The organism is Sporosarcina soli (genome assembly GCF_042655805.1).
Taxonomy (GTDB): Bacteria; Bacillota; Bacilli; order Bacillales_A; family Planococcaceae; genus Sporosarcina; species Sporosarcina soli.
In genome coordinates this window covers 343,096-362,221 of record NZ_JBHSNO010000016.1, presented here as the reverse complement: position 1 = coordinate 362,221, position 19,126 = coordinate 343,096, and the positions used below count along the sequence as shown (strand labels likewise).

At 39.3% G+C, this 19,126-nt stretch carries 18 protein-coding genes; 16 read left to right on the top strand and 2 right to left on the bottom strand.

Translation table 11 applies throughout. The features are described 5' to 3' along the window. Positions 1-6 precede the first annotated feature (6 nt). From ACFPRA_RS22420 to ACFPRA_RS22380, 9 genes are all read left to right on the top strand, one after another. Positions 7-243 carry an SHOCT domain-containing protein gene (locus ACFPRA_RS22420; RefSeq protein ID WP_381439686.1) on the top strand — a complete coding sequence of 79 codons (237 nt, stop codon included), beginning with the start codon at positions 7-9 and terminating at the stop codon, positions 241-243. A gap of 28 nt (positions 244-271) precedes the next feature. Then, a complete protein-coding gene (locus ACFPRA_RS22415) occupies positions 272-1,783 on the top strand; it encodes a multicopper oxidase family protein (protein ID WP_381439684.1) in 1,512 nt (503 codons plus the stop codon). A gap of 387 nt (positions 1,784-2,170) precedes the next feature. Further along, entirely contained in the window at positions 2,171-2,986 is an 816-nt protein-coding gene (locus tag ACFPRA_RS22410) for a ZIP family metal transporter (protein WP_381439681.1), read from the top strand. Between the two features lie 329 nt (positions 2,987-3,315). After that, positions 3,316-3,732 (top strand): rhodanese-like domain-containing protein, encoded by a 417-nt coding sequence (locus ACFPRA_RS22405; protein ID WP_381439678.1) that lies wholly within the window; start codon positions 3,316-3,318, stop codon positions 3,730-3,732. Between the two features lie 18 nt (positions 3,733-3,750). After that, positions 3,751-4,038, top strand: coding sequence for a metal-sensitive transcriptional regulator (locus tag ACFPRA_RS22400; RefSeq protein WP_381439676.1), 288 nt, complete (start codon positions 3,751-3,753; stop codon positions 4,036-4,038). Between the two features lie 92 nt (positions 4,039-4,130). Then, positions 4,131-4,334, top strand: coding sequence for a copper chaperone CopZ (gene copZ / locus ACFPRA_RS22395; protein ID WP_381439673.1), 204 nt, complete (start codon positions 4,131-4,133; stop codon positions 4,332-4,334). Between the two features lie 152 nt (positions 4,335-4,486). Beyond that, complete coding sequence (locus tag ACFPRA_RS22390; protein WP_381439671.1) at positions 4,487-6,904, top strand: heavy metal translocating P-type ATPase; 2,418 nt, start codon at positions 4,487-4,489, stop codon at positions 6,902-6,904. Positions 6,905-7,024: 120 nt separating this feature from the next. Next, positions 7,025-7,255 carry a hypothetical protein gene (locus ACFPRA_RS22385; protein WP_381439669.1) on the top strand — a complete coding sequence of 77 codons (231 nt, stop codon included), beginning with the start codon at positions 7,025-7,027 and terminating at the stop codon, positions 7,253-7,255. 59 nt (positions 7,256-7,314) lie between these two features. After that, positions 7,315-8,871: a multicopper oxidase family protein gene (locus ACFPRA_RS22380; RefSeq protein ID WP_381439667.1), complete on the top strand. Its 1,557-nt coding sequence runs from the start codon at positions 7,315-7,317 to the stop codon at positions 8,869-8,871. Positions 8,872-9,013: 142 nt separating this feature from the next. Here ACFPRA_RS22380 and ACFPRA_RS22375 read toward each other — a convergent pair whose 3' ends face one another. Further along, complete coding sequence (locus ACFPRA_RS22375; protein WP_381439665.1) at positions 9,014-9,403, bottom strand: cupredoxin domain-containing protein; 390 nt, start codon at positions 9,401-9,403, stop codon at positions 9,014-9,016. Positions 9,404-9,589: 186 nt separating this feature from the next. Continuing rightward, positions 9,590-10,591 (bottom strand): metal ABC transporter solute-binding protein, Zn/Mn family, encoded by a 1,002-nt coding sequence (locus ACFPRA_RS22370; protein ID WP_381439663.1) that lies wholly within the window; start codon positions 10,589-10,591, stop codon positions 9,590-9,592. A gap of 1,014 nt (positions 10,592-11,605) precedes the next feature. Between ACFPRA_RS22370 and ACFPRA_RS22365 the strand changes: the two genes are divergently transcribed. The 7 genes from ACFPRA_RS22365 (at position 11,606) to merA (ending at position 18,972) form a co-directional block, all read left to right on the top strand. Continuing rightward, positions 11,606-13,114, top strand: coding sequence for a multicopper oxidase family protein (locus ACFPRA_RS22365; protein WP_381439661.1), 1,509 nt, complete (start codon positions 11,606-11,608; stop codon positions 13,112-13,114). A 321-nt stretch (positions 13,115-13,435) separates the two neighbouring features. Continuing rightward, the gene (gene spoIIP, locus ACFPRA_RS22360) at positions 13,436-14,305 is read left to right on the top strand and encodes a stage II sporulation protein P (RefSeq protein WP_381439659.1); all 870 of its coding nucleotides are present in this window, start codon (positions 13,436-13,438) and stop codon (positions 14,303-14,305) included. A gap of 208 nt (positions 14,306-14,513) precedes the next feature. Next, positions 14,514-15,329 carry a stage II sporulation protein P gene (gene spoIIP / locus ACFPRA_RS22355; RefSeq protein ID WP_381439657.1) on the top strand — a complete coding sequence of 272 codons (816 nt, stop codon included), beginning with the start codon at positions 14,514-14,516 and terminating at the stop codon, positions 15,327-15,329. A gap of 231 nt (positions 15,330-15,560) precedes the next feature. Continuing rightward, positions 15,561-15,887: a four-helix bundle copper-binding protein gene (locus ACFPRA_RS22350; RefSeq protein ID WP_381439654.1), complete on the top strand. Its 327-nt coding sequence runs from the start codon at positions 15,561-15,563 to the stop codon at positions 15,885-15,887. A 159-nt stretch (positions 15,888-16,046) separates the two neighbouring features. Beyond that, a complete protein-coding gene (locus tag ACFPRA_RS22345) occupies positions 16,047-16,625 on the top strand; it encodes a YdhK family protein (protein ID WP_381439652.1) in 579 nt (192 codons plus the stop codon). Between the two features lie 291 nt (positions 16,626-16,916). Next, positions 16,917-17,315, top strand: a complete 399-nt coding sequence (merR1, locus tag ACFPRA_RS22340; RefSeq protein ID WP_381439649.1) for a mercury resistance transcriptional regulator MerR1 — start codon at positions 16,917-16,919, stop codon at positions 17,313-17,315. A 16-nt stretch (positions 17,316-17,331) separates the two neighbouring features. Next, positions 17,332-18,972 (top strand): mercury(II) reductase, encoded by a 1,641-nt coding sequence (merA, locus tag ACFPRA_RS22335; RefSeq protein WP_381439647.1) that lies wholly within the window; start codon positions 17,332-17,334, stop codon positions 18,970-18,972. The last annotated feature ends 154 nt before the right edge of the window (positions 18,973-19,126 follow it).

The window sequence follows — 19,126 nt, the reverse complement described above, 5'->3', positions numbered from 1 at the left end:
GAAAAGATGTGTATGTTTGGCAACGGCTTCGGGATAGGAGGGATGTGGTTAGCAGGTATCTTTCATGTTCTAATCTGGATAGCTATCCTTTGGGTGGTTGTTTGGGGAATTCGTTATTTTATGAATCAAAAACAAACGCCAGCTGACAAAAAGGCTGTTGAAATTCTACATGACCGTTATGCAAAAGGTGAAATCAACGAATCGGAGTACGAAGAACGCATGAAAATTTTAAACCGGAATTAGTGGTGTCCAGTTCCGGAGAGGGGGCCATATGCATTTGAAAAAAATAGGTTTAGTTGCAGTTTTAATACTTGTGATTATCTTGGCCGGCGACTGGTTATTAACAGGAAATATGGACGTTGGAGGAAATGCGCTTGGGGTGAGCAGTAATAATCGTGGCCAGGGGAGTGGTAAGGTAAACGGCTCAGTAGTAGAGATGAAGAATGAATCATACTTAGAGGGTGAAAAGCCTTTGCCAATTCCACCTATTTTGAAGGACGAAAATCCTGATCCAGATAAAGCTGAATTCAATCTTGTTGCTCAAAAGGGATCAATGGAATTTTTAGAAGGAAAAAAAACAGATACATTTGGCTATAACGGCGATTATCTCGGTCCGGTCATTCGCGTCAAAAAAGGTGAGGATGTATCGATAAAAATTAAGAATGAGCTGGGTGAAGCCACTACCGTTCATTGGCATGGACTGGAAGTGGATGGTGAACAGGACGGGGGACCGCATAGTGGTATCCAGCCTGGCACAACATGGAACCCCAAATTTACGATTGAACAGCCTGCGGCAACTTTATGGTACCATCCCCACCTCATTCATAAGACAGGTGAACATGTGTATAAAGGTCTGGCTGGTTTATTTATCATAGACGATGAGGTTACGGAAAAACTGGACCTCCCGAAAGACTATGGAGTGAATGATATTCCATTGATTGTCCAGGATAAACAGCTGGACGTAAATGGTCAAATTGATTATAACCTTAGTATGCATGATGTTATGATGGGGCTTCAAGGGGATACAATTATGGTAAATGGAGCAATCGATCCATATGTAGAGGTCCCGAAAGGCAAAGTGCGATTGCGTTTGCTGAATGGTTCAAATGCAAGGATTTATGAATTCAGATTAAGCAACGGGCAGGCATTTTACCAGATTGGTACGGATGGAGGCCTACTCGAAAAGCCTGTAGAAATGAACAAACTCGTCTTGAGTTCTGGCGAAAGGGCTGAGTTAATTGTCGATTTTTCGACATTTAAGGAGGGAGAAACTGTAGAACTAACCGATCAGGGGACTCCATTTATGAAATTTGTTGTGTCTGATAACAAGAAGAGTGGGCCATCCGAAATTCCGGACCGATTAGCTGAAATTTCAGAGGTGGACCCATCAACAGCTGTCAAGACGAGAGAATTTGTCATGCAAGGCATGGGTAGAAATGTTAGCATCAATGGGAAACAAATGGACATGGATCGGATAGATGAGGAGATTAAGCTTCATGATACTGAAATTTGGGAGATTTCAAATGAAGCGATGGGGATGATGGGGATGAATCATGGAATGGCACATCCGTTCCATAGTCATGGTACCCAATTCCTTATACTGGATCGTGATGGTAATCCACCACCAGCAAACGAAGCCGGTTGGAAAGACACAATTCTTGTAATGCCTGGGGAGAAGGTTAGAGTGATTGCAACATTTAATCACAAAGGACTCTTTATGTACCATTGTCATATTCTCGAGCATGAAGATTACGGAATGATGGGACAATTCAAGGTGGATTAATTGTCTAATTTTGGATCTTCACCAAACTCTGTTGTTGTCTTTTAGTGATGTGTATGTTCTATGGTTTCACACGGTATCCCTATTCAACTATATGCGAGGATATTTTCAGTTGATGAAGCTACCCTCAATAGCGTAATAAAAAGCCCAATTTCTCAATTTTTATGCTGAGAAATTGGGCTTTTTATCTTTGGTATTTCCTTAACGTTGTAAATCAGCGTTTCACTGGTGGTACCCCATAATAGAAGAAAGGATTTAAGAGGCTATTTTTTTATTTATTTGAATAAAAATGTTGCGTTAGGGAAACTTGAAGCATACAATGACAATATAATTGATAAAGAAAATGTTTCAGCAAATGATAGAAAATAATATTTTGAAGGGGAAAATAAGATGATTGATTTTATAGCAACACTAAGCCCAGTCACCCAGGCATTAATAGCTACCATTTTCACATGGGGCATGACCGCGATTGGAGCCGCTTTAGTCTTCACAACGAAAACGATGAACCAAAAGCTGATGGATGGAATGTTAGGATTTGCAGGGGGGGTTATGATTGCCGCGAGTTTTTGGTCGTTACTTTCGCCTGCCATTGAAATGGCGGAAGGCAGTACTTTACCATCATGGTTTCCGGCAGCTGTTGGCTTTTTATTGGGTGGTTTTTTTCTTTGGATGGCAGATAAGGTTATTCCGCACGTACACCCCACTTCCCCGATGAAAGATGCAGAAGGGATAAATCCCGCAAGTAAGCGACGTAGCACACTTCTTGTCCTTGCTATTACATTACACAACATACCTGAAGGGCTTGCGATCGGTGTTGCCTTTGGTGCTGTAGCTGCGGGATTCCCGTCTGCCTCATTGCCGGCAGCAATAGCTTTGGCAATTGGGATAGGAATTCAAAATTTACCCGAAGGTACTGCTGTTGCAATGCCTTTACGAAGAGATGGTATGTCTCGTCGTAAAAGCTTCTTATATGGACAGTTTTCAGGAATGGTAGAGCCTATTTCAGCCGTGGTAGGCGTTCTTGCAGTAACGTTCATGACACCACTTCTCCCATTTGCTTTAAGCTTTGCGGCAGGGGCGATGATATTTGTAGTGGTAGAAGAGGTTATTCCAGGCTCACAAGAAAACGGAAATAAAGATCTAGCTTCGATTTGTTTGATGTTAGGATTTACAGTAATGATGATACTCGATGTGGCATTCGGATAAGGGCATATAGAAATTGTAAAGTGGGAAGAGATCACTAGCATTGCATAAATAAAAACAGAATTTACCCTTTTTTGTATCGTGTTTAAAAAAATCATCGCGTTGATCACAATTCGCCTGCACTCCTTGCATAACAAAAGGTAAACATAAATAGTTTTCTGCCCTATTCCATGTGCTTCCGATCACTACCATCTGATTCGACAAGACATGGGAACCCGCTGGTACTTTAAAGTCATGAATGACCTGGACCACCAGTTGATACTTGACCGTATAACAGGGGAATGATAATATAGGGGTATAGGGTATATTGTATCATGTGAGGAGCGATGTATATGAATAGAAAAAACAGGCTTTTGATATTATCTGGATTGATTGTAGCTATTGTTATTGCGGTAGTTGCCTCCTTAAATGGAACATCGAAAGGAGTTTCAGAAAATATTACTGAACCACATATAGTTGATACGAATACGCTTACGAAAATGATCAGCAGTAAAGAAGATATGGTTATTGTCGATTTAAGGGAACCGGAATTATTTTCGCAAAGTAGAGTACCCAGCTCAATAAACATCCCATTTGAGGAGATACCGTCAAGATATACTGAACTGCCTAATGATAAGAAAATTGTCTTTGTTTGTCATACAGGACGTATGGGAATGGAAAGCGGGAATCTCTTGTTAGAGAACGGTTTCAAGCAAGTTTATAATCTCGAGGGCGGTATTGCTAAATGGACAGGAGAGTTGGAAAAATAATTACAAGGAGGAGTAGACATGCAGGAGACCAATAAAACAACCGTTCAACCAAATAAACAGCAGCTTCTCAATCGATTAAAGCGAATCGAAGGGCAGGTGAGGGGTGTCCATCAGATGGTCGATAATGACCGCTATTGTGTGGATATTTTACATCAAATCAGTGCCATCCAATCAGCGATGAATAAGGTGTCTTTGGCCTTGCTAGAAGATCATACGCACCATTGTGTAGCGACCGCGATTAAAGGGCAAGATGGTGAAAACGCCATTAAGGAGCTGATGGACGTCATGAAAACGATGACGAAATAAAGGGCTGTAGAAAAAACTTTTTATTTATCGCTTGACATACCGTTCGGGGGTATAGTAAATTTAAAGCAATAACTGACTAGGAGGTCGTCAAAATGAAAGACACATTGAAAGTACAAGGAATGTCATGTAATCATTGCGTCAATTCAATCGAAACAAGCGTAGGTAATCTTACTGGTGTATCTTCCGTAAAGGTGGATCTTGGAAGTAGTGAGGTTTCCGTAGAGTTTGATAGCCAGAAAACAACATTGGATCAGATCAAAGAAACGATTGAAGAGCAAGGGTATGACATCGTCTGATTTCGGATATTATGAGATAGAGGGTTTAGTCAACAAATAATCTTCCGCTTATACCGCATGGGGGTAGAAGGCGGCGGATAAGATCGTACCTTCAGGTATGATCTTTCTTTTTTAAAAAAATATACCCCCACTATGTATAGGAGGGATGCTACATGGCAACACAACAAAAAACATTGCAAATTAATGGAATGACTTGTGCAGCATGCGCAAATCGAATTGAAAAAGGGCTTTCCAAAATAGAGGGTGTTGAGCAAGCAAATGTCAACTTTGCATTGGAACGTTCAACAATCGTCTATGACCCTGATAAAACGAATGTCAATGAGTTTAAGGAAAGAGTTGAAAAGCTCGGCTACACTGTCATTCAAGAAAAAGCCGCTTTTGATATTTCGGGCATGACATGTGCGGCATGTGCAACAAAGATTGAAAAAAGAATCAATAAGATGGATGGTGTCTCCAACGCCAATGTCAACTTTGCGCTAGAAACAATTTCCGTTGAATATGACGGGAAACAGGTACAAACTTCCGACATGATTACGGCTGTTAAGAAACTGGGCTATGAATTGATTCCAAAGCAAGATGGTAAAGACAAAATGGATCATAAAGAACAGGAAATCAAAAAGCAACAGAACAAGTTCATCTTTTCATTGATCTTGACGATTCCGTTATTGTGGACAATGGTTGCACATTTTGAATTCCTATCTTTCATCTATTTGCCCAATATTCTTATGAACCCATGGGTACAGCTTGTGCTGGCAACACCGGTTCAATTCATCGTCGGCGCACAATTTTATAAAGGTGCTTTTAACTCACTGAGAAATAAAAGTGCCAACATGGACGTGTTGGTTGCACTTGGTACGAGCGCGGCATACTTTTACAGCCTCTATCTTACGCTAGAATGGATGATGGCAGGTAGCATTGGAATGCCAGAGCTCTATTTTGAAGCATCTGCTGTCATTATCACATTAATTGTACTTGGTAAGTTATTTGAGGTTCGTGCAAAAGGAAAAACGAGTCAGGCCATTCAAAAGTTGCTTGGCTTGCAAGCAAAAACTGCGCGAGTTCTGAAAGACGGCGTTGAACAAGAAGTTCCAATCGAGGAAGTCGTGGCGGGAGATATTATCTTAGTCAAACCGGGTGAAAAGATTCCGGTAGATGGAGAAATCATTGAAGGACGTTCTGCAATCGATGAATCGATGATAACAGGCGAAAGTATTCCGATTGATAAAGTTGTCGGTGATGCAGTCATTGGTGCAACGATCAATAAAAATGGTTCATTGCAAATAAAAGCAACAAAAGTAGGAAAAGACACAGCTTTAGCACAGATCGTAAAAGTGGTTGAGGAAGCACAAGGATCCAAGGCGGAAATTCAACGTTTAGCGGATAAGATTTCAGGTGTGTTTGTACCGATTGTTGTCATTATTGCGATTGCCACGTTCTTTATTTGGTATTTTGCAGTGACACCGGGTGATTTCCGTTCAGCGCTTATTCCGACCATCTCGATTTTGGTCATCGCTTGCCCATGTGCACTTGGTTTGGCAACACCGACGTCGATTATGGCAGGTTCGGGCAGAGCGGCAGAAATGGGACTGCTCTTTAAAGGCGGAGAACATTTGGAAAACACACAGTCCATTGATACCATAGTCTTGGATAAGACGGGAACAGTTACAAAAGGTGAACCTGCATTAACTGATATCTTGGTGACGGACGGCTTTAACGAAGAGGAAGTTCTCCAACTGGTTGCGACAGCTGAAAATCAATCCGAGCATCCTTTGGCTCAGGCAATTGTGAATGGCGTAAAAGAAAAAAGTATTGAACTTCTAGAAGTAACTGATTTTGAAGCATTACCGGGCTATGGAATTCGGGCCGTAGTAAGCGGCAGAGAAGTGTTAGTTGGAACAAGAAAATTGATGAACGAGCATAATCTCGCGATTTTGGATTCGGAAGAATCGATGGAACAACTGGAGAGCGAGGGGAAAACAGCGATGCTCATTGCTGTGGATCACGAACTTGCGGGTGTTGTCGCTGTAGCCGATACAGTGAAGGAGACATCAAAAGAAGCGATTGCCAGAATGCAGGATCTTGGTTTGGAAGTCATCATGCTTACGGGTGACAACCAACGTACCGCAGAGACCATTGCCCGTCAAGTAGGTCTGTCCCACGTCATTGCGGAAGTGTTGCCAGAACAGAAAAGTGAAGAGGTTAAAAAGCTTCAGGAACAAGGCAAGAAGGTAGCGATGGTCGGGGACGGTATCAATGACGCGCCAGCACTTGCAATGGCAAACGTTGGAATGGCAGTCGGAACCGGAACGGACATCGCTATTGAAGCAGCTGATATCACGTTGATGCGGGGAGATTTAAATAGTGTTGCGGATGCGATTATCATGAGCCGAAAAACAATGCGGAATATTAAGGAAAACTTATTTTTCGCATTCATTTACAATACGATCGGGATACCGATTGCGGCAATTGGCTTGTTAGCGCCTTGGGTAGCAGGTGCAGCGATGGCGTTCAGTTCAGTGTCTGTGGTGTTAAACGCGTTGCGTCTTCAGAAAGTGAATATAAGGCATTAATAAAGAAAAGAGCCTATGCTGACTTTTTTAAAGGTTAGCATAGGCTCTTTCTAATTTAACTTTCTCAAAAAGTAGGCGTCCAACTTTACAAAAAAGGCTTTAGAAGCGATTGGTTGTTCCGTGAACGATTCTGATGAATTAAAAATAAGGGATAACAAAACCGGTAATGATACCTATCTTTCACAGGCTGTTCTGTTGGTGAGTGGGGCAGAAAATATAAAGTCAAAAGCACAAAAAAGTACCCATAAACTGGATAGGGTTGTCTTTGATAAAACGGGAACATTAACGGCAGGAAACTTTGGCGTAACAGATATTTATCCAGTTGAAAATGTAAAGGTGGTGATTTACTAGGAATGATTGCACTAGCGGATATTATTAAAGAATCATCTTAGGAATGGAGGATATGAGTAATGGGAAAAAAAAAATTCGCAGTATTTCTAATTTCTTTAATTGCAGCTCTTGTTTTATCGGCTTGTATTGGAAATAATGAAAATAAAACAGCGCCTAATAATAACGCTGATACGGAGAATGAAGCAAATAAAAATATGGATATGGGTAAAGAAGAGTCTAATTCAATGGCAGGAATGGATCATTCCAAGATGGATATGGAAACGATGGAGGGACATATGAGCCACGACAAGGTGGTGAGTTTAAACGATTCAACAGGGAAGAATGAATTAAAAATGCCTCCCGTGCTTGAAAGCAATAATGAAAAAGAAGTTGTATACACTGTTCGAGCTCAAAAAGGGGAGACTGAAATATTCGATGGTATTAAAACGAAAACGTATGGATACAACGGGGCATTTTTAGGACCGGTGCTTCGTCTTAGTAAAGGTGATACGGTGAAAATTAGATTGATAAATGAGCTGGATGAGGTGACAACTTTTCATTGGCATGGGCTGGAAGTGCCAGGGAAAGTAGATGGCGGACCACATACTGTTATAAAACCGGAAGAAGAAGAGCCGATCGAATTTAAAGTAACACAAGAGGCATCGACATTATGGTTTCATCCCCATCCAAAAGGAAACACTGCTGAACAGGTATACAATGGACTTGCAGGATTGATTTATATCGAAGATGACAATTCAAAGAGTCTTGGATTACCAAATGAGTATGGGGAGAATGACATTCCCTTGATTTTCCAAGATAAAACATTTGATGATGAGAAGCAATTGAATTATAGTGCGGCAATGAATGAAGACGGAACAATCGGTGATACGTTATTGATCAATGGGACGTTGAATCCGAAATTGACTGTAAAGAAAGAAAAGGTTCGTCTTCGTCTATTAAATGGATCCAATGCAAGGAATTACACATTTAAATTGAATACAGGAGATTCCTTTGTGCAAGTTGCAACGGATGGTGGTTTCTTGAATAAACCGGTGACACTGAAAGAACTTTCACTGACACCATCTGAACGGGCGGAAATAATTGTTGATTTTTCACAGCTTAATACTGAAAAAGGCTTGGCGTTAATAAATGAGAATGAATCCATTCTTTTACCATTTGAGGTTACTGATCAAAGGGGAGAGGACAGCAACCTTCCGGGAGAGATGAATAATTTTTCAATAACGGAAGAAGAGATGAACTTGCCGGTTACAAAGAAGGTGGAGTTTTTTGGAATGATGGACAAAGTAACGATAAATGGAAAGAAATTTGATGCGGAAAGAATTGATTTCACACAAAAGCAGGGGGTCACTGAAGTGTGGGAAATTTACAATAAACCGGACGCTATGGGAGGAATGATTCATCCAGTCCACATTCACGGAACTCAATTTAAAATAATCTCAAGGAATGGGGAAGCGCCACCGGAAAATGAGCGGGGCTGGAAGGACAGTATCTCCTTAAAACCAGAAGAGCGAGTAAAAATTGCTATACAATTTAAGGATAAGGGTGTGTATATGATCCATTGCCATATTCTTGAACATGAAGACAACGGCATGATGGCTCAGATAAAGGTCGAATAAACTTCAATCCCAAAATATGTAATTGTCGAATATAACACTAAACGTACAAAAAAGAAATATTAAAATAGCCAGTGCGATTAGTTCGCATTGGCTGTTTTAATATTTGCATTAATCATATAAAAATTCAAAAGTCGAATAAAATTCATGTAACAATAAGTGTTGACTTCATATCGGCATGTCCAGTCCCACAGGGGAGATTACAATAAATTGTGTATTCACCTGGTTCAGTAGGTGTGAAAGTTGCCTCTCCATCGCCTTTAATGTCAACATCAAGACCAGCGATAGTAATCCCGTGCATGCCTTCTTCGTTTGCAAATAGTACTTTAACCTCTTCTCCGGCCTTAACAGTATACTCTTCCTGATTAAATTCAAAGTTTACTGCTGTAATATTTATTTCATTACTAGCGGTTGAACCTTCTGTAGTGCCGGTATTATCTACCTGACCCGTTTCATCACCTGCCTCTTTACCACCACAGGCAGCAAGAACAAACAAAACGCTTAATAAAACTGCTCCCAATAACCATCTTTTCAAAATGTTTACCTCCCATAATTTTTGGGGATCTATTTCCTTGTATCCCTCTTATACATAATGATATATATTAAACATCCATTATCTATGGAGAAAATAAGACAAAATTATGGCGATTGTGGATGAGTAAATTGTCTGAACAAAAAACAGGTAGTCAAAATCAACGTTTAAGTTGTTTAATGTTGCATTTCATTTTCCACCCAATGCTTTTTTTAGTGTATCAATGTTACGCCCCATTAAGGAGAAATAGTCTTCGTTGTTTTTGATGTCTTCGGCAGTTAGTACACCAAGGTTGTGGAGCGTAAGCGATTCCGCACCGACTTCCTTCCTGACAATATCGGTAAGTTTTGACGATACATTTTGTTCGGAAAATACGTATTTCACTTCCTGTTCCTTCGCTGATTTCACTATAGATGCTAATTGTTTTTGAGAGGGCTCGCTTTGTGTGTTCAAACCAGCAATTGCTACTTGCTCAAGTCCATACGTTTTCGCGATATAGCCGAAAGCAGCATGTGAAACGAAAAACGTTTTTGTTGTGCTATTTGATGCCAACTTTTTAAATTTGTTATCAAGTGCCATTAAGTCAGTACGTAATGATTCAAAGTTTTTTTCAAATTCGGCTTTCTTTTTGGGGGCTACTTCGATAAGTGAATTTTTTATTGATGAAGCAAGTTCGACACTTAGTACTGGAGAAATCCATACATGAGGATCATAAGCTCCGTGGTCCTCTTGTTCGTCGAGTTTAACGTCGTGATCGTCGCGATTTGCATCTTCTTCATTGTCCGAGTGCTCCTCCTCGTCTTCAAGAAGCATTTCGTCAGGAATAGATTCTGCAGTCGCGATCATTTTTACATGTTCACCTTGCATCGACTTTTTCGCATTTTCCACAAAACCTTCAAGTCCAAGCCCGATATAAAAGAATAGGTCAGAATCAGCAAGTGCTATCATATCCTTCTGCGTAGGATCAAATGTATGCTCGTCGGCTCCAGCTGGATAGATTGATTTAACATCTACATGGCTGCCACCAATGCGCTCTGTAAAATATAGAAGAGGATAGGCTGTTGTGAAGACAGATAACTTTTTTTCTTCATTATCCACTTTTGGGGCAGATGTATTATTATCTTTATTGCCACAAGCAGCTAATAGTATAACTGTTAGCATCGATAAGATGATTAAAGACTTCTTTTTCATTGTAATAACTCCTCCTGGTTTTAAATAGTAATAGTTACGATTTGAGGCGGTGCTTTTATATCTTACAAGAGAGAATTAGATTTGGCAACAAAAAAAGAGTGACAAAAAGAGCCTATGTTAACTTGTTGAAAAGTTAGCATAGGCTCTTTCTAATTTAACTTTCTCGAAAAGTAGACGCCCAAATTTGCAAAAAAGCCTCTGTACAAAATAATGGGCAAGCAGTTTTGAAAAAAATTAGAGGAAACTTTTAGCACACGATGACGTTACAATTATTAAAGATTCAAACAACAATCCGAAAAAGGTAAAGGAATAGGTGTTTATGTCAATTTTATTGGTTTTGGGTTCTGTTTTTATATTTATTTTCTTGCTTAACAAACAAGCTTTTATTCAGATGAATAGTACAGACACTTTATTAGTCCAGAAATTGTCGAACGCAAGGTGGTTTCAAAATGAATGGTACAGTGGCATATTTTTATTTTTCTTAAATGCAATATTGTTTAGTGTTGCAGTGTCACTAATCTTCCTATCGGGGATGTTAACTATTCCATTTCTCCATTTGGTAATCATGCTATTGGCAACAATCGTAAGCATCTATTTGTGGATAGCAATTCATAATGCGGGAGATAAAGGAAAGAGAGAAAGGTTAATCATGAGCGTGATCGGCAGTAGTTTTTATCTTCTCCTCCTCCTATTTTGCGTTTATAGGATAGCAACTCTTGGACCTGGAACACCGGAAAATGACACATTCATAGCTTTCATAGGATTATCATTTGCATTGTTTGTTTCAGTCGTAGCCTTCGTTACTTGCTTTTGTATAACAGGTCTATCAAAAAGGAAATAAAAGCATGAATAGTACTTTTTTAATCTTACATCAGTCTTAGCATTCTCATAAAGTATGCAAAATCTATGCATTTATTATGACGATTTTCATATACATCTTTTGCCTGCATAATTTTTTCATATTCTTTTGTTACACTACAAAAGAAATGATTAAGAGAAGAGGGGAAAAACGTAATGGGAATTAAAATGAAGCTTACCGCTTTGGCGATTAGTATATTGGTGATCAGCGGTTGTAGTAATGCGAATTCACAATCAGAGGAGGAAATGGATCATTCCAAGATTAGTGACGAAGAGATGGATCATTCCATGATGGATATGGATGGCGACATGATGGAAGGTCATATGAGCCATGACGAAGTTGTCAGTTTAAACGACTCAACAGGAGAAAACGAATTGAAAATCCCGTCCATGCTAGAACGCGATGATGAAGAAGGAGTCGTCTACACAGTTCGGGCACAAAAAGGAAAAACAGAAATTTTCGATGGGATTGAAACAACTACGTATGGCTACAACGGATCGTTTTTAGGACCGATGCTTCGTCTTGAAAAAGGTGAAACAGTGAAGATTAGAACGATTAATGAACTTGACGAGAATACAACATTTCATTGGCATGGACTGGATGTTCCGGCAGATGCAGATGGTGGACCGCATGATGTGATTAAACCGGGAGAAGAAAAAATCATTGAATTTGAAGTGTCACAAGAAGCGGCAACGTTATGGTTCCATCCTCATCCGGAGGGCATAACTGCTGAACAGGTATACAATGGGCTTGCAGGATTGCTTTATATCGAAGATGATAATTCAAAAAGTCTAGGATTGCCAAGTGATTATGGGAAGAATGATATTCCGTTGATTTTCCAAGATAAACTATTCGACGATGAGAAACAATTGAATTTCATCGCTGCAATGAACGATGACGGAACAATCGGGGATACGTTATTGGTCAATGGAACACTCAATCCCAAGTTGACAGTAGATAAAGAGAAAGTACGTCTCCGTTTATTAAATGGATCAAATGCGAGGAATTTCACATTTAAATTGAATACAGGGGATTCCTTTGTTCAAATCGCAACGGATGGTGGTTTCTTGAATGAGCCGGTTGTGTTAAAAGAAGTGACACTGGCGCCTTCTGAACGTGCGGAAATCATTGTTGATTTTTCACAGATGAATTCAGAAAATGACTTGGCGTTAGTAAATGAAGATGGGTCTATCTTGTTACCATTTGAGGTTTCGAATCAAAGCGGTGCGGTTAGCACAATTCCGGGAGAGATGAATGATTTTTCATTGACGGAAGAAGAGATGGAATTACCAGTTACAAAGAAAGTGGAACTCTTTGGGATGATGGACCAAGTAACGATAAATGGAAAGAAATTTGACTCGGAACGAATTGATTTCACACAACAGCAAGGGGTCACTGAAGTATGGGAAATTTACAATAAACCGGATGAGATGGGTGGAATGATTCATCCGTTCCACATTCACGGCACGCAATTTAAAATAATCTCCAGGAATGGTGAAGCACCACCAGAAAATGAACGGGGATGGAAAGACAGTATCTCCATCGAACCAGACGAGCGAGTAAAAATAGCAGTAAAATTTAACAATAAGGGCGTATATATGTTCCATTGTCATATTCTTGAACATGAAGACAACGGTATGATGGGACAAGTGAAAGTAGAATAAAACGCGTCCCTATGAAACAGCCAGTGTGTATCTGTTCACGCTGGCTGTTTTCAGATTTGTATTCATAAACATATGAAAAAATGACTGTATTCATTCTATCCAAAGGCGGGTCATATCATGTTTCCCAAAATGAAGAATCACAAAAAGAAAAAGAAAAGACCCCTTTTAATCGTCCTTTTATATTTGGCCATTCTCCTATTTTTCATTTGGTTATTTGTTGTTTTATGGCTGGGATTCACCTTATATCGCGATGAAATTGGGACAGATTCAATTCTGGGTAACGTGTATTCTTTTTCTGAATTTGACAAGGAGACGCTGAAGGTGTCCACTGAAATCCCTAATACACAAAGTGAAACTGTCCCTATTGACGACCCATCCAGTGAAGAGAATAGAACGAAAGGTCGCTTGGAACCGCAAAATCGAGATGAATTCAAGCCTGCTATGAAAGATCTTTTAAAAGATAAAGAGCTTACTTTCAAAAATATAGATGCCATCTTTGAAAATATGAAATCACCCAAAAGAATTAACAAAGATACTATACACTCGACATTTGGCAAAGAGGTCATTTATATATATCATTCCCATAACAGGGAATCTTTTTTACCGTATCTAAAAGACACGGATAAACCGGAAGATGCTTATCACTCAAAGGCGAATATTACGTTGGTCGGTAAAATGCTTGGTAGGGCATTGGAGAGACGTGGCGTAGGGACAAAAGTGGATACAACGGACATCGTACAAGAACTAAGCATGAGGAAATTGGACTATACCAGTTCATATAAGCTTTCGGGAGAAGTGGCTCGGTCTGCACGTGCTGACAACAAAGGTTTAGAAATTTTCTTGGATGTACATCGTGATTCTTTGCGTAAAGATTCTACCACTGTGGAAATGAATGGTGAGAATTATGCGCGCCTGTTATTTGTAGTTGGAACCGGGCACAATGAATTTGAAAAAAACCTTTTATTTACAGAAGGTCTGCATGAACGTCTCGCTACGCAGTATCCCGGTTTGTCAAAAGGAATAATGACCAAAGACAGCAGTCAAGGGAATGGAGTCTATAACCAAGATATTTCCCCGAAATCCGTCATTGTTGAAATTGGCGGCGTGGATAATACAGTGGAAGAACTACATCGGACTACCGAAGCGTTGGCGGATGTACTAAGCGATTATTACTGGCACGGAGAAAAGTAATTAATTTGTCCTGGTTTTAATGAGTGGCAATGTTTTTTTAGATCATCGAACTATCTAAAACAGGCTTATAGATAATCATCTACAGCGGCCAAAGTAAAAGTTTGAGTAAACTTGAAATTTCAGTTGTTGTACATCGTTGATTTCCGCTCAGACTACAATTCTATTCAAAAGTTTCGATTCATAGAATTGTCTTCAGGGGGGGATTGAAATGCGGAAAGAAGTTCAAAAATACTCGATATTTATATTTATACTATTTTTGTTTCCAATTATTGTCGTGAATTTTCCTTCGACACCTGAACAAGTAACCAAGGCGGAGCCGCAAAGAAATAGTCTAATGGTGTATGCGGAAAATCTGTTAGAATCCGACGTTCCGCAATTACAATCAAAGTCTACAAAAGCCTTAGTTTATTTCACGCATTCACATGAAGCCTTCCAACCGATTGTGCAAAACAAGGAAAATCTTACAGCTGTTTATCATCCTACTTCAAATATTATGGCGTTCGAGGATACGATAAAAAGTCATTTTGATTTAAACGGAATTCAAACGGAATTTCTTGCTGTTGATACAATGGACGAAATGAAAAAGAAGAATAGAGCCTTCCACGAGGCTTACAATGTAGTCCGTCCTTTTGTCGATAAACAAATCACGGAAAATGAATATGATTTAATCATTGACCTTCACAGGGATTCCGCTAAAAGAAAGACCTCGACACTTACTTACAATAATCAGACGTATGGAAAAATCTATTTCGTCGTAGGAGAAAATAATCCTAATTACTCTAAAAACAAAGATTACGCCGAGCAGCTGTCTGTTCATTTGAATAAATTGGTACCGGGTATTTCAAGGGGCATATTTGGGAAAAAGGGGGAGCACGTAGACGGAGTCTATAATCAAGACCTGGCACAAAATATGGTTCTTATTGAACTAGGAGGTATAGATAATACAGAAGAAGAAATTAATCGGACGATTTCTGTATTGGCAAAGGCAGTTTCTATGGCATTACAAGATCAAAATTCTAAGTGATATTAGGTTTCAAAATTGGTTTTGTGTTGGATATTGTTACTGAAACCAGCTTCGGATATTATCTGAAGCTGGTTTCTCGTGCCAGAGGGATGCATTTATCCTTAACACAGTAAGCAACACCAAAATCAATTAAAAGAAATAAGGATTTTTTAAGGAGATATTCAATTTTAGTTTAAAGTTTCACCCTAAGGGAAAAATATCATTGAATGCAAAACATCAGGAGGTGATTCCATGAATTCGAAATATGAAGAATGCCTAAAAGCATGTTTAGAATGTCTTGAAGCATGCAATACCTGTTTCGGCGCATGCTTGCGTGAAGACGATGTGAAGATGATGGCAGAGTGCATTCGATTGGACCGTGAATGTGCAGATATGTGTGCATTCGCTGCACAAGCGATAACGCGTAATAGTCCCTTTACAAAACAGATTTTAGAACTTTGTGCAACAGTTTGCGAACGTTGTGCGGAAGAGTGTGCAAAACACGAGCACGATCATTGTCAACGTTGTGCTGAATCTTGCCGGAAATGTGCTGAAGCATGCCGTCAAATGGTGGCTTAAACCCTGTATAGAAGATGTGATCATAAATGAAGTTATTCCGAGAAATGAAAACTATTTCTTGGAATAACTTCATTGCTATCTATGATTTATACAGGTTAGAAATTGAATTTTCGCCTGTTTGGTCATTAAAATTTATGAAATCAGAGGTGTGTTACTTAAATGAAGAAACAATTATTTTTTTTAGGTCTGGCGATGATGATTGGTTTAACTGGGTGTGGAAGTAAAACGAGCACTGAGAAAAGTCCAACCGTCAATAATGAACCGGAACAGGAAAATGTGGAACACGAAGACATGGAAATGGAAATGAACCATTCCGGGTCAAGTGAAGTCCCTGCAGACTTGAAAGTGGCAGAAAATCCAACCTTCAAAGTCGGAAGTGAAGCAATTATCAAAACAAACCACATGCAAGGTATGGAGGGGGCGGTGGCAACAATTGTCGGTGCTTATGATACGACTGCTTACGCTATCTCATATACCCCGGTAACTGGCGGAGAAAGAGTGGAAAATCACAAATGGGTTATCCAAGAAGAGATTAAAGATGCTGATGACAAAACTTTGGAACCAGGTACTGAGGTCACCGTAGAGGCAGACCATATGAAAGGGATGAATGAAGCAGTAGCTGAAATTGATTCAGCCGAAAAAACTACTGTATATATGATTGATTATACTCCGACTACTGGAGGTGAAGAAGTTACAAATCATAAATGGGTTACAGAAAGTGAACTTTCTGCCCAATAAAGATTGAACAAAGATGCATATGTGAATTGACAAATCATCTTCAATTACCCAATCAAAAAATAGTAGGTCCTTTTAGAAATGTCAATCTGTTGGGGTGTAAAATAAAATGTCCATCCATTATGAGTAACACATGTTAACTTCAGAGGTACTAAACTTGAATTAACAAGTCGAATGATATCGAAATAAAACACGAAATAGCATCCCTGTTAAGTGGTGCTATTTTTGGGTGAAGCTATATCTATTGACCCTGTACCTAGGTACAGGGTTTATGCTATATATGGGGTGAGACAAATGGAGTTTCATATAGGAGAACTAGCTGAGAAATGTGACGTGAATAAAGAAACCATTCGATACTATGAACGATTAGGATTAATTCCGAAACCTTCTCGTACAGAGTCAGGATATCGAATATACACAGAACAAACCGTTGACCGATTAAATTTCATTAGACGCATCCAGGAATTAGGTTTTACTTTAAATGAAATTGACCAGCTTTTAGGCGTGGTAGATCGTGATGAAGCAAAGTGCCGTGATATGTATGATTTCACTGTTTATAAGATAGAGGACATTCAACGGAAAATTCAAGATCTCCAAAGAATCGAACGAATGCTTATCGACCTAAAAGAAAGATGTCCCGCAAACAAAGATATTTATGAATGTCCCATTATTGAAACCTTACTAGAAAGTTAAGGACGGAGGAATAGTATTGAAAAGATATCGGATTAACGTTCAAGGAATGACTTGTACAAGTTGTGAACATCATGTCCTAGTTGCCTTGGAAAATATAGGTGCAATGTGTATTGAAGTTGATTTTCGTCGTGGGGAAGCTTTATTTGAGCTTCAAAATGAGGTAGGAATTGAAACAGCGAAAAACGCGATTGCTGAAGCAAAATATCAACCAGGTGAAGTTGAAGATGTACAAACGCAAGTAAATGTGGATTTAGGTTGCAAAGATGATTATGACTACATCATCATTGGTTCTGGTGCAGCAGCCTTTTCATCTGCCATTGAAGCTGTGGGCTATGGCGCAAAAGTTGCGATGATTGAACGTGGAACGGTGGGAGGAACTTGCGTTAATATCGGATGCGTTCCTTCTAAGACTATGTTAAGAGCGGGGGAAATCAATCATTTTGCAAAAAATAATCCATTTACAGGATTACACACTACAGCATCAAAAGTTGATTTAGAACCATTAGTAAAACAAAAAGATGAATTAGTAAGGACACTTCGAAATGAAAAATATGTGAATTTAATTGATGATTACGGTTTTGAACTAATAAATGGTGAAGCGAAATTTGTTAATGGGAATACAGTTGAAGTGAATGGCAACCAAATAACTGCGAAACGATTTTTAATAGCTACAGGGGCATCTCCATCCGTACCTAATATTCACGGACTAGACGAAGTAGAGTATTTAACAAGCACTACTTTACTTGAGTTAAAGAAGGTTCCAAAGCGTCTCACGGTGCTTGGTTCTGGATATATCGGATTGGAATTAGGACAATTATTTCATAATTTAGGCGCAGAAGTAACTTTGATACAAAGAAGTGAGCGTCTAGTAAAAGGATACGATCCAGAAATTTCAGAAGCAATTACTCAGGCATTAACAGAACAGGGAATTAATTTAGTTACAGGAGCAACCTATGAACGCATTGAACAAGATGGCGACATTAAAAAAGTTCATGTAGAGATAAATGGTGAAAAGCGAATTATTGAAGCAGAACAATTGCTTGTAGCAACAGGAAGAAAACCAAATACGGAACCTTTGAATTTACATGTGGCAGGTGTTGACGTTGGGTCTCGTGGTGAAATCGTCATTGATGAATATTCTAAAACGACCAATTCTCAAATTTACGCGGCTGGGGATGTAACACTTGGCCCGCAATTTGTTTATGTAGCTGCTTATCAAGGTGGACTTGCTACGCGTAATGCAATCGGAGGACTAAATCAAAAGATGAATTTAGAAGTTGTTCCAGGCGTTACGTTTACTAATCCATCGATTGCAACGGTTGGTTTAACTGAACAGCAAGCAAAAGAAAAGGGTCTTGAGGTTAAAACGTCTGTCTTGCCGTTGGATGCCGTACCAAGAGCCCTCGTTAATCGAGAAATAACAGGCGTTTTTAAATTAGTAGCAGATGCAAAAACATTAAAAGTTTTAGGGGTTCATATCGTTGCGGAAAACGCAGGAGAGGTTATCTATGCGGCAACTTTAGCTGTAAAATTCGGATTGACAGTAGAAGATCTACGAGAAACTCTTGCACCCTATTTAACAATGGCAGAAGGATTGAAATTAGCGGCCCTTACGTTTGATAAAGATGTATCCAAATTATCTTGTTGTGCTGGATAGCAATTTGAATACAAAAAAGCCGAACATCCTTAGAGAAAGGAAATCGGCTTTTTAATCTAAACCATTGACCTGTACTTCACATCTCAGTATTTTACAAAGTGTATAAGACACAGGATATAGTATCAAGAAAGGTATTGTCTTCATTTTCTACTAT

Excerpts from the sequence above, each read along its gene's own strand:
- ACFPRA_RS22400 (WP_381439676.1), top strand. The coding sequence starts at position 3,751 with ATGCAGGAGACCAATAAAACAACCGTTCAACCAAATAAACAGCAGCTT.
- ACFPRA_RS22420 (WP_381439686.1), top strand. The coding sequence starts at position 7 with ATGTGTATGTTTGGCAACGGCTTCGGGATAGGAGGGATGTGGTTAGCA.
- spoIIP (WP_381439657.1), top strand. The coding sequence starts at position 14,514 with ATGCGGAAAGAAGTTCAAAAATACTCGATATTTATATTTATACTATTT.
- ACFPRA_RS22350 (WP_381439654.1), top strand. The coding sequence starts at position 15,561 with ATGAATTCGAAATATGAAGAATGCCTAAAAGCATGTTTAGAATGTCTT.
- ACFPRA_RS22345 (WP_381439652.1), top strand. The coding sequence starts at position 16,047 with ATGAAGAAACAATTATTTTTTTTAGGTCTGGCGATGATGATTGGTTTA.
- ACFPRA_RS22415 (WP_381439684.1), top strand. The coding sequence starts at position 272 with ATGCATTTGAAAAAAATAGGTTTAGTTGCAGTTTTAATACTTGTGATT.
- ACFPRA_RS22365 (WP_381439661.1), top strand. The coding sequence starts at position 11,606 with ATGGGAATTAAAATGAAGCTTACCGCTTTGGCGATTAGTATATTGGTG.
- ACFPRA_RS22390 (WP_381439671.1), top strand. The coding sequence starts at position 4,487 with ATGGCAACACAACAAAAAACATTGCAAATTAATGGAATGACTTGTGCA.
- ACFPRA_RS22410 (WP_381439681.1), top strand. The coding sequence starts at position 2,171 with ATGATTGATTTTATAGCAACACTAAGCCCAGTCACCCAGGCATTAATA.
- ACFPRA_RS22380 (WP_381439667.1), top strand. The coding sequence starts at position 7,315 with ATGGGAAAAAAAAAATTCGCAGTATTTCTAATTTCTTTAATTGCAGCT.
- ACFPRA_RS22370 (WP_381439663.1), bottom strand. The coding sequence starts at position 10,591 with ATGAAAAAGAAGTCTTTAATCATCTTATCGATGCTAACAGTTATACTA.
- merR1 (WP_381439649.1), top strand. The coding sequence starts at position 16,917 with ATGGAGTTTCATATAGGAGAACTAGCTGAGAAATGTGACGTGAATAAA.
- ACFPRA_RS22405 (WP_381439678.1), top strand. The coding sequence starts at position 3,316 with ATGAATAGAAAAAACAGGCTTTTGATATTATCTGGATTGATTGTAGCT.
- copZ (WP_381439673.1), top strand. The coding sequence starts at position 4,131 with ATGAAAGACACATTGAAAGTACAAGGAATGTCATGTAATCATTGCGTC.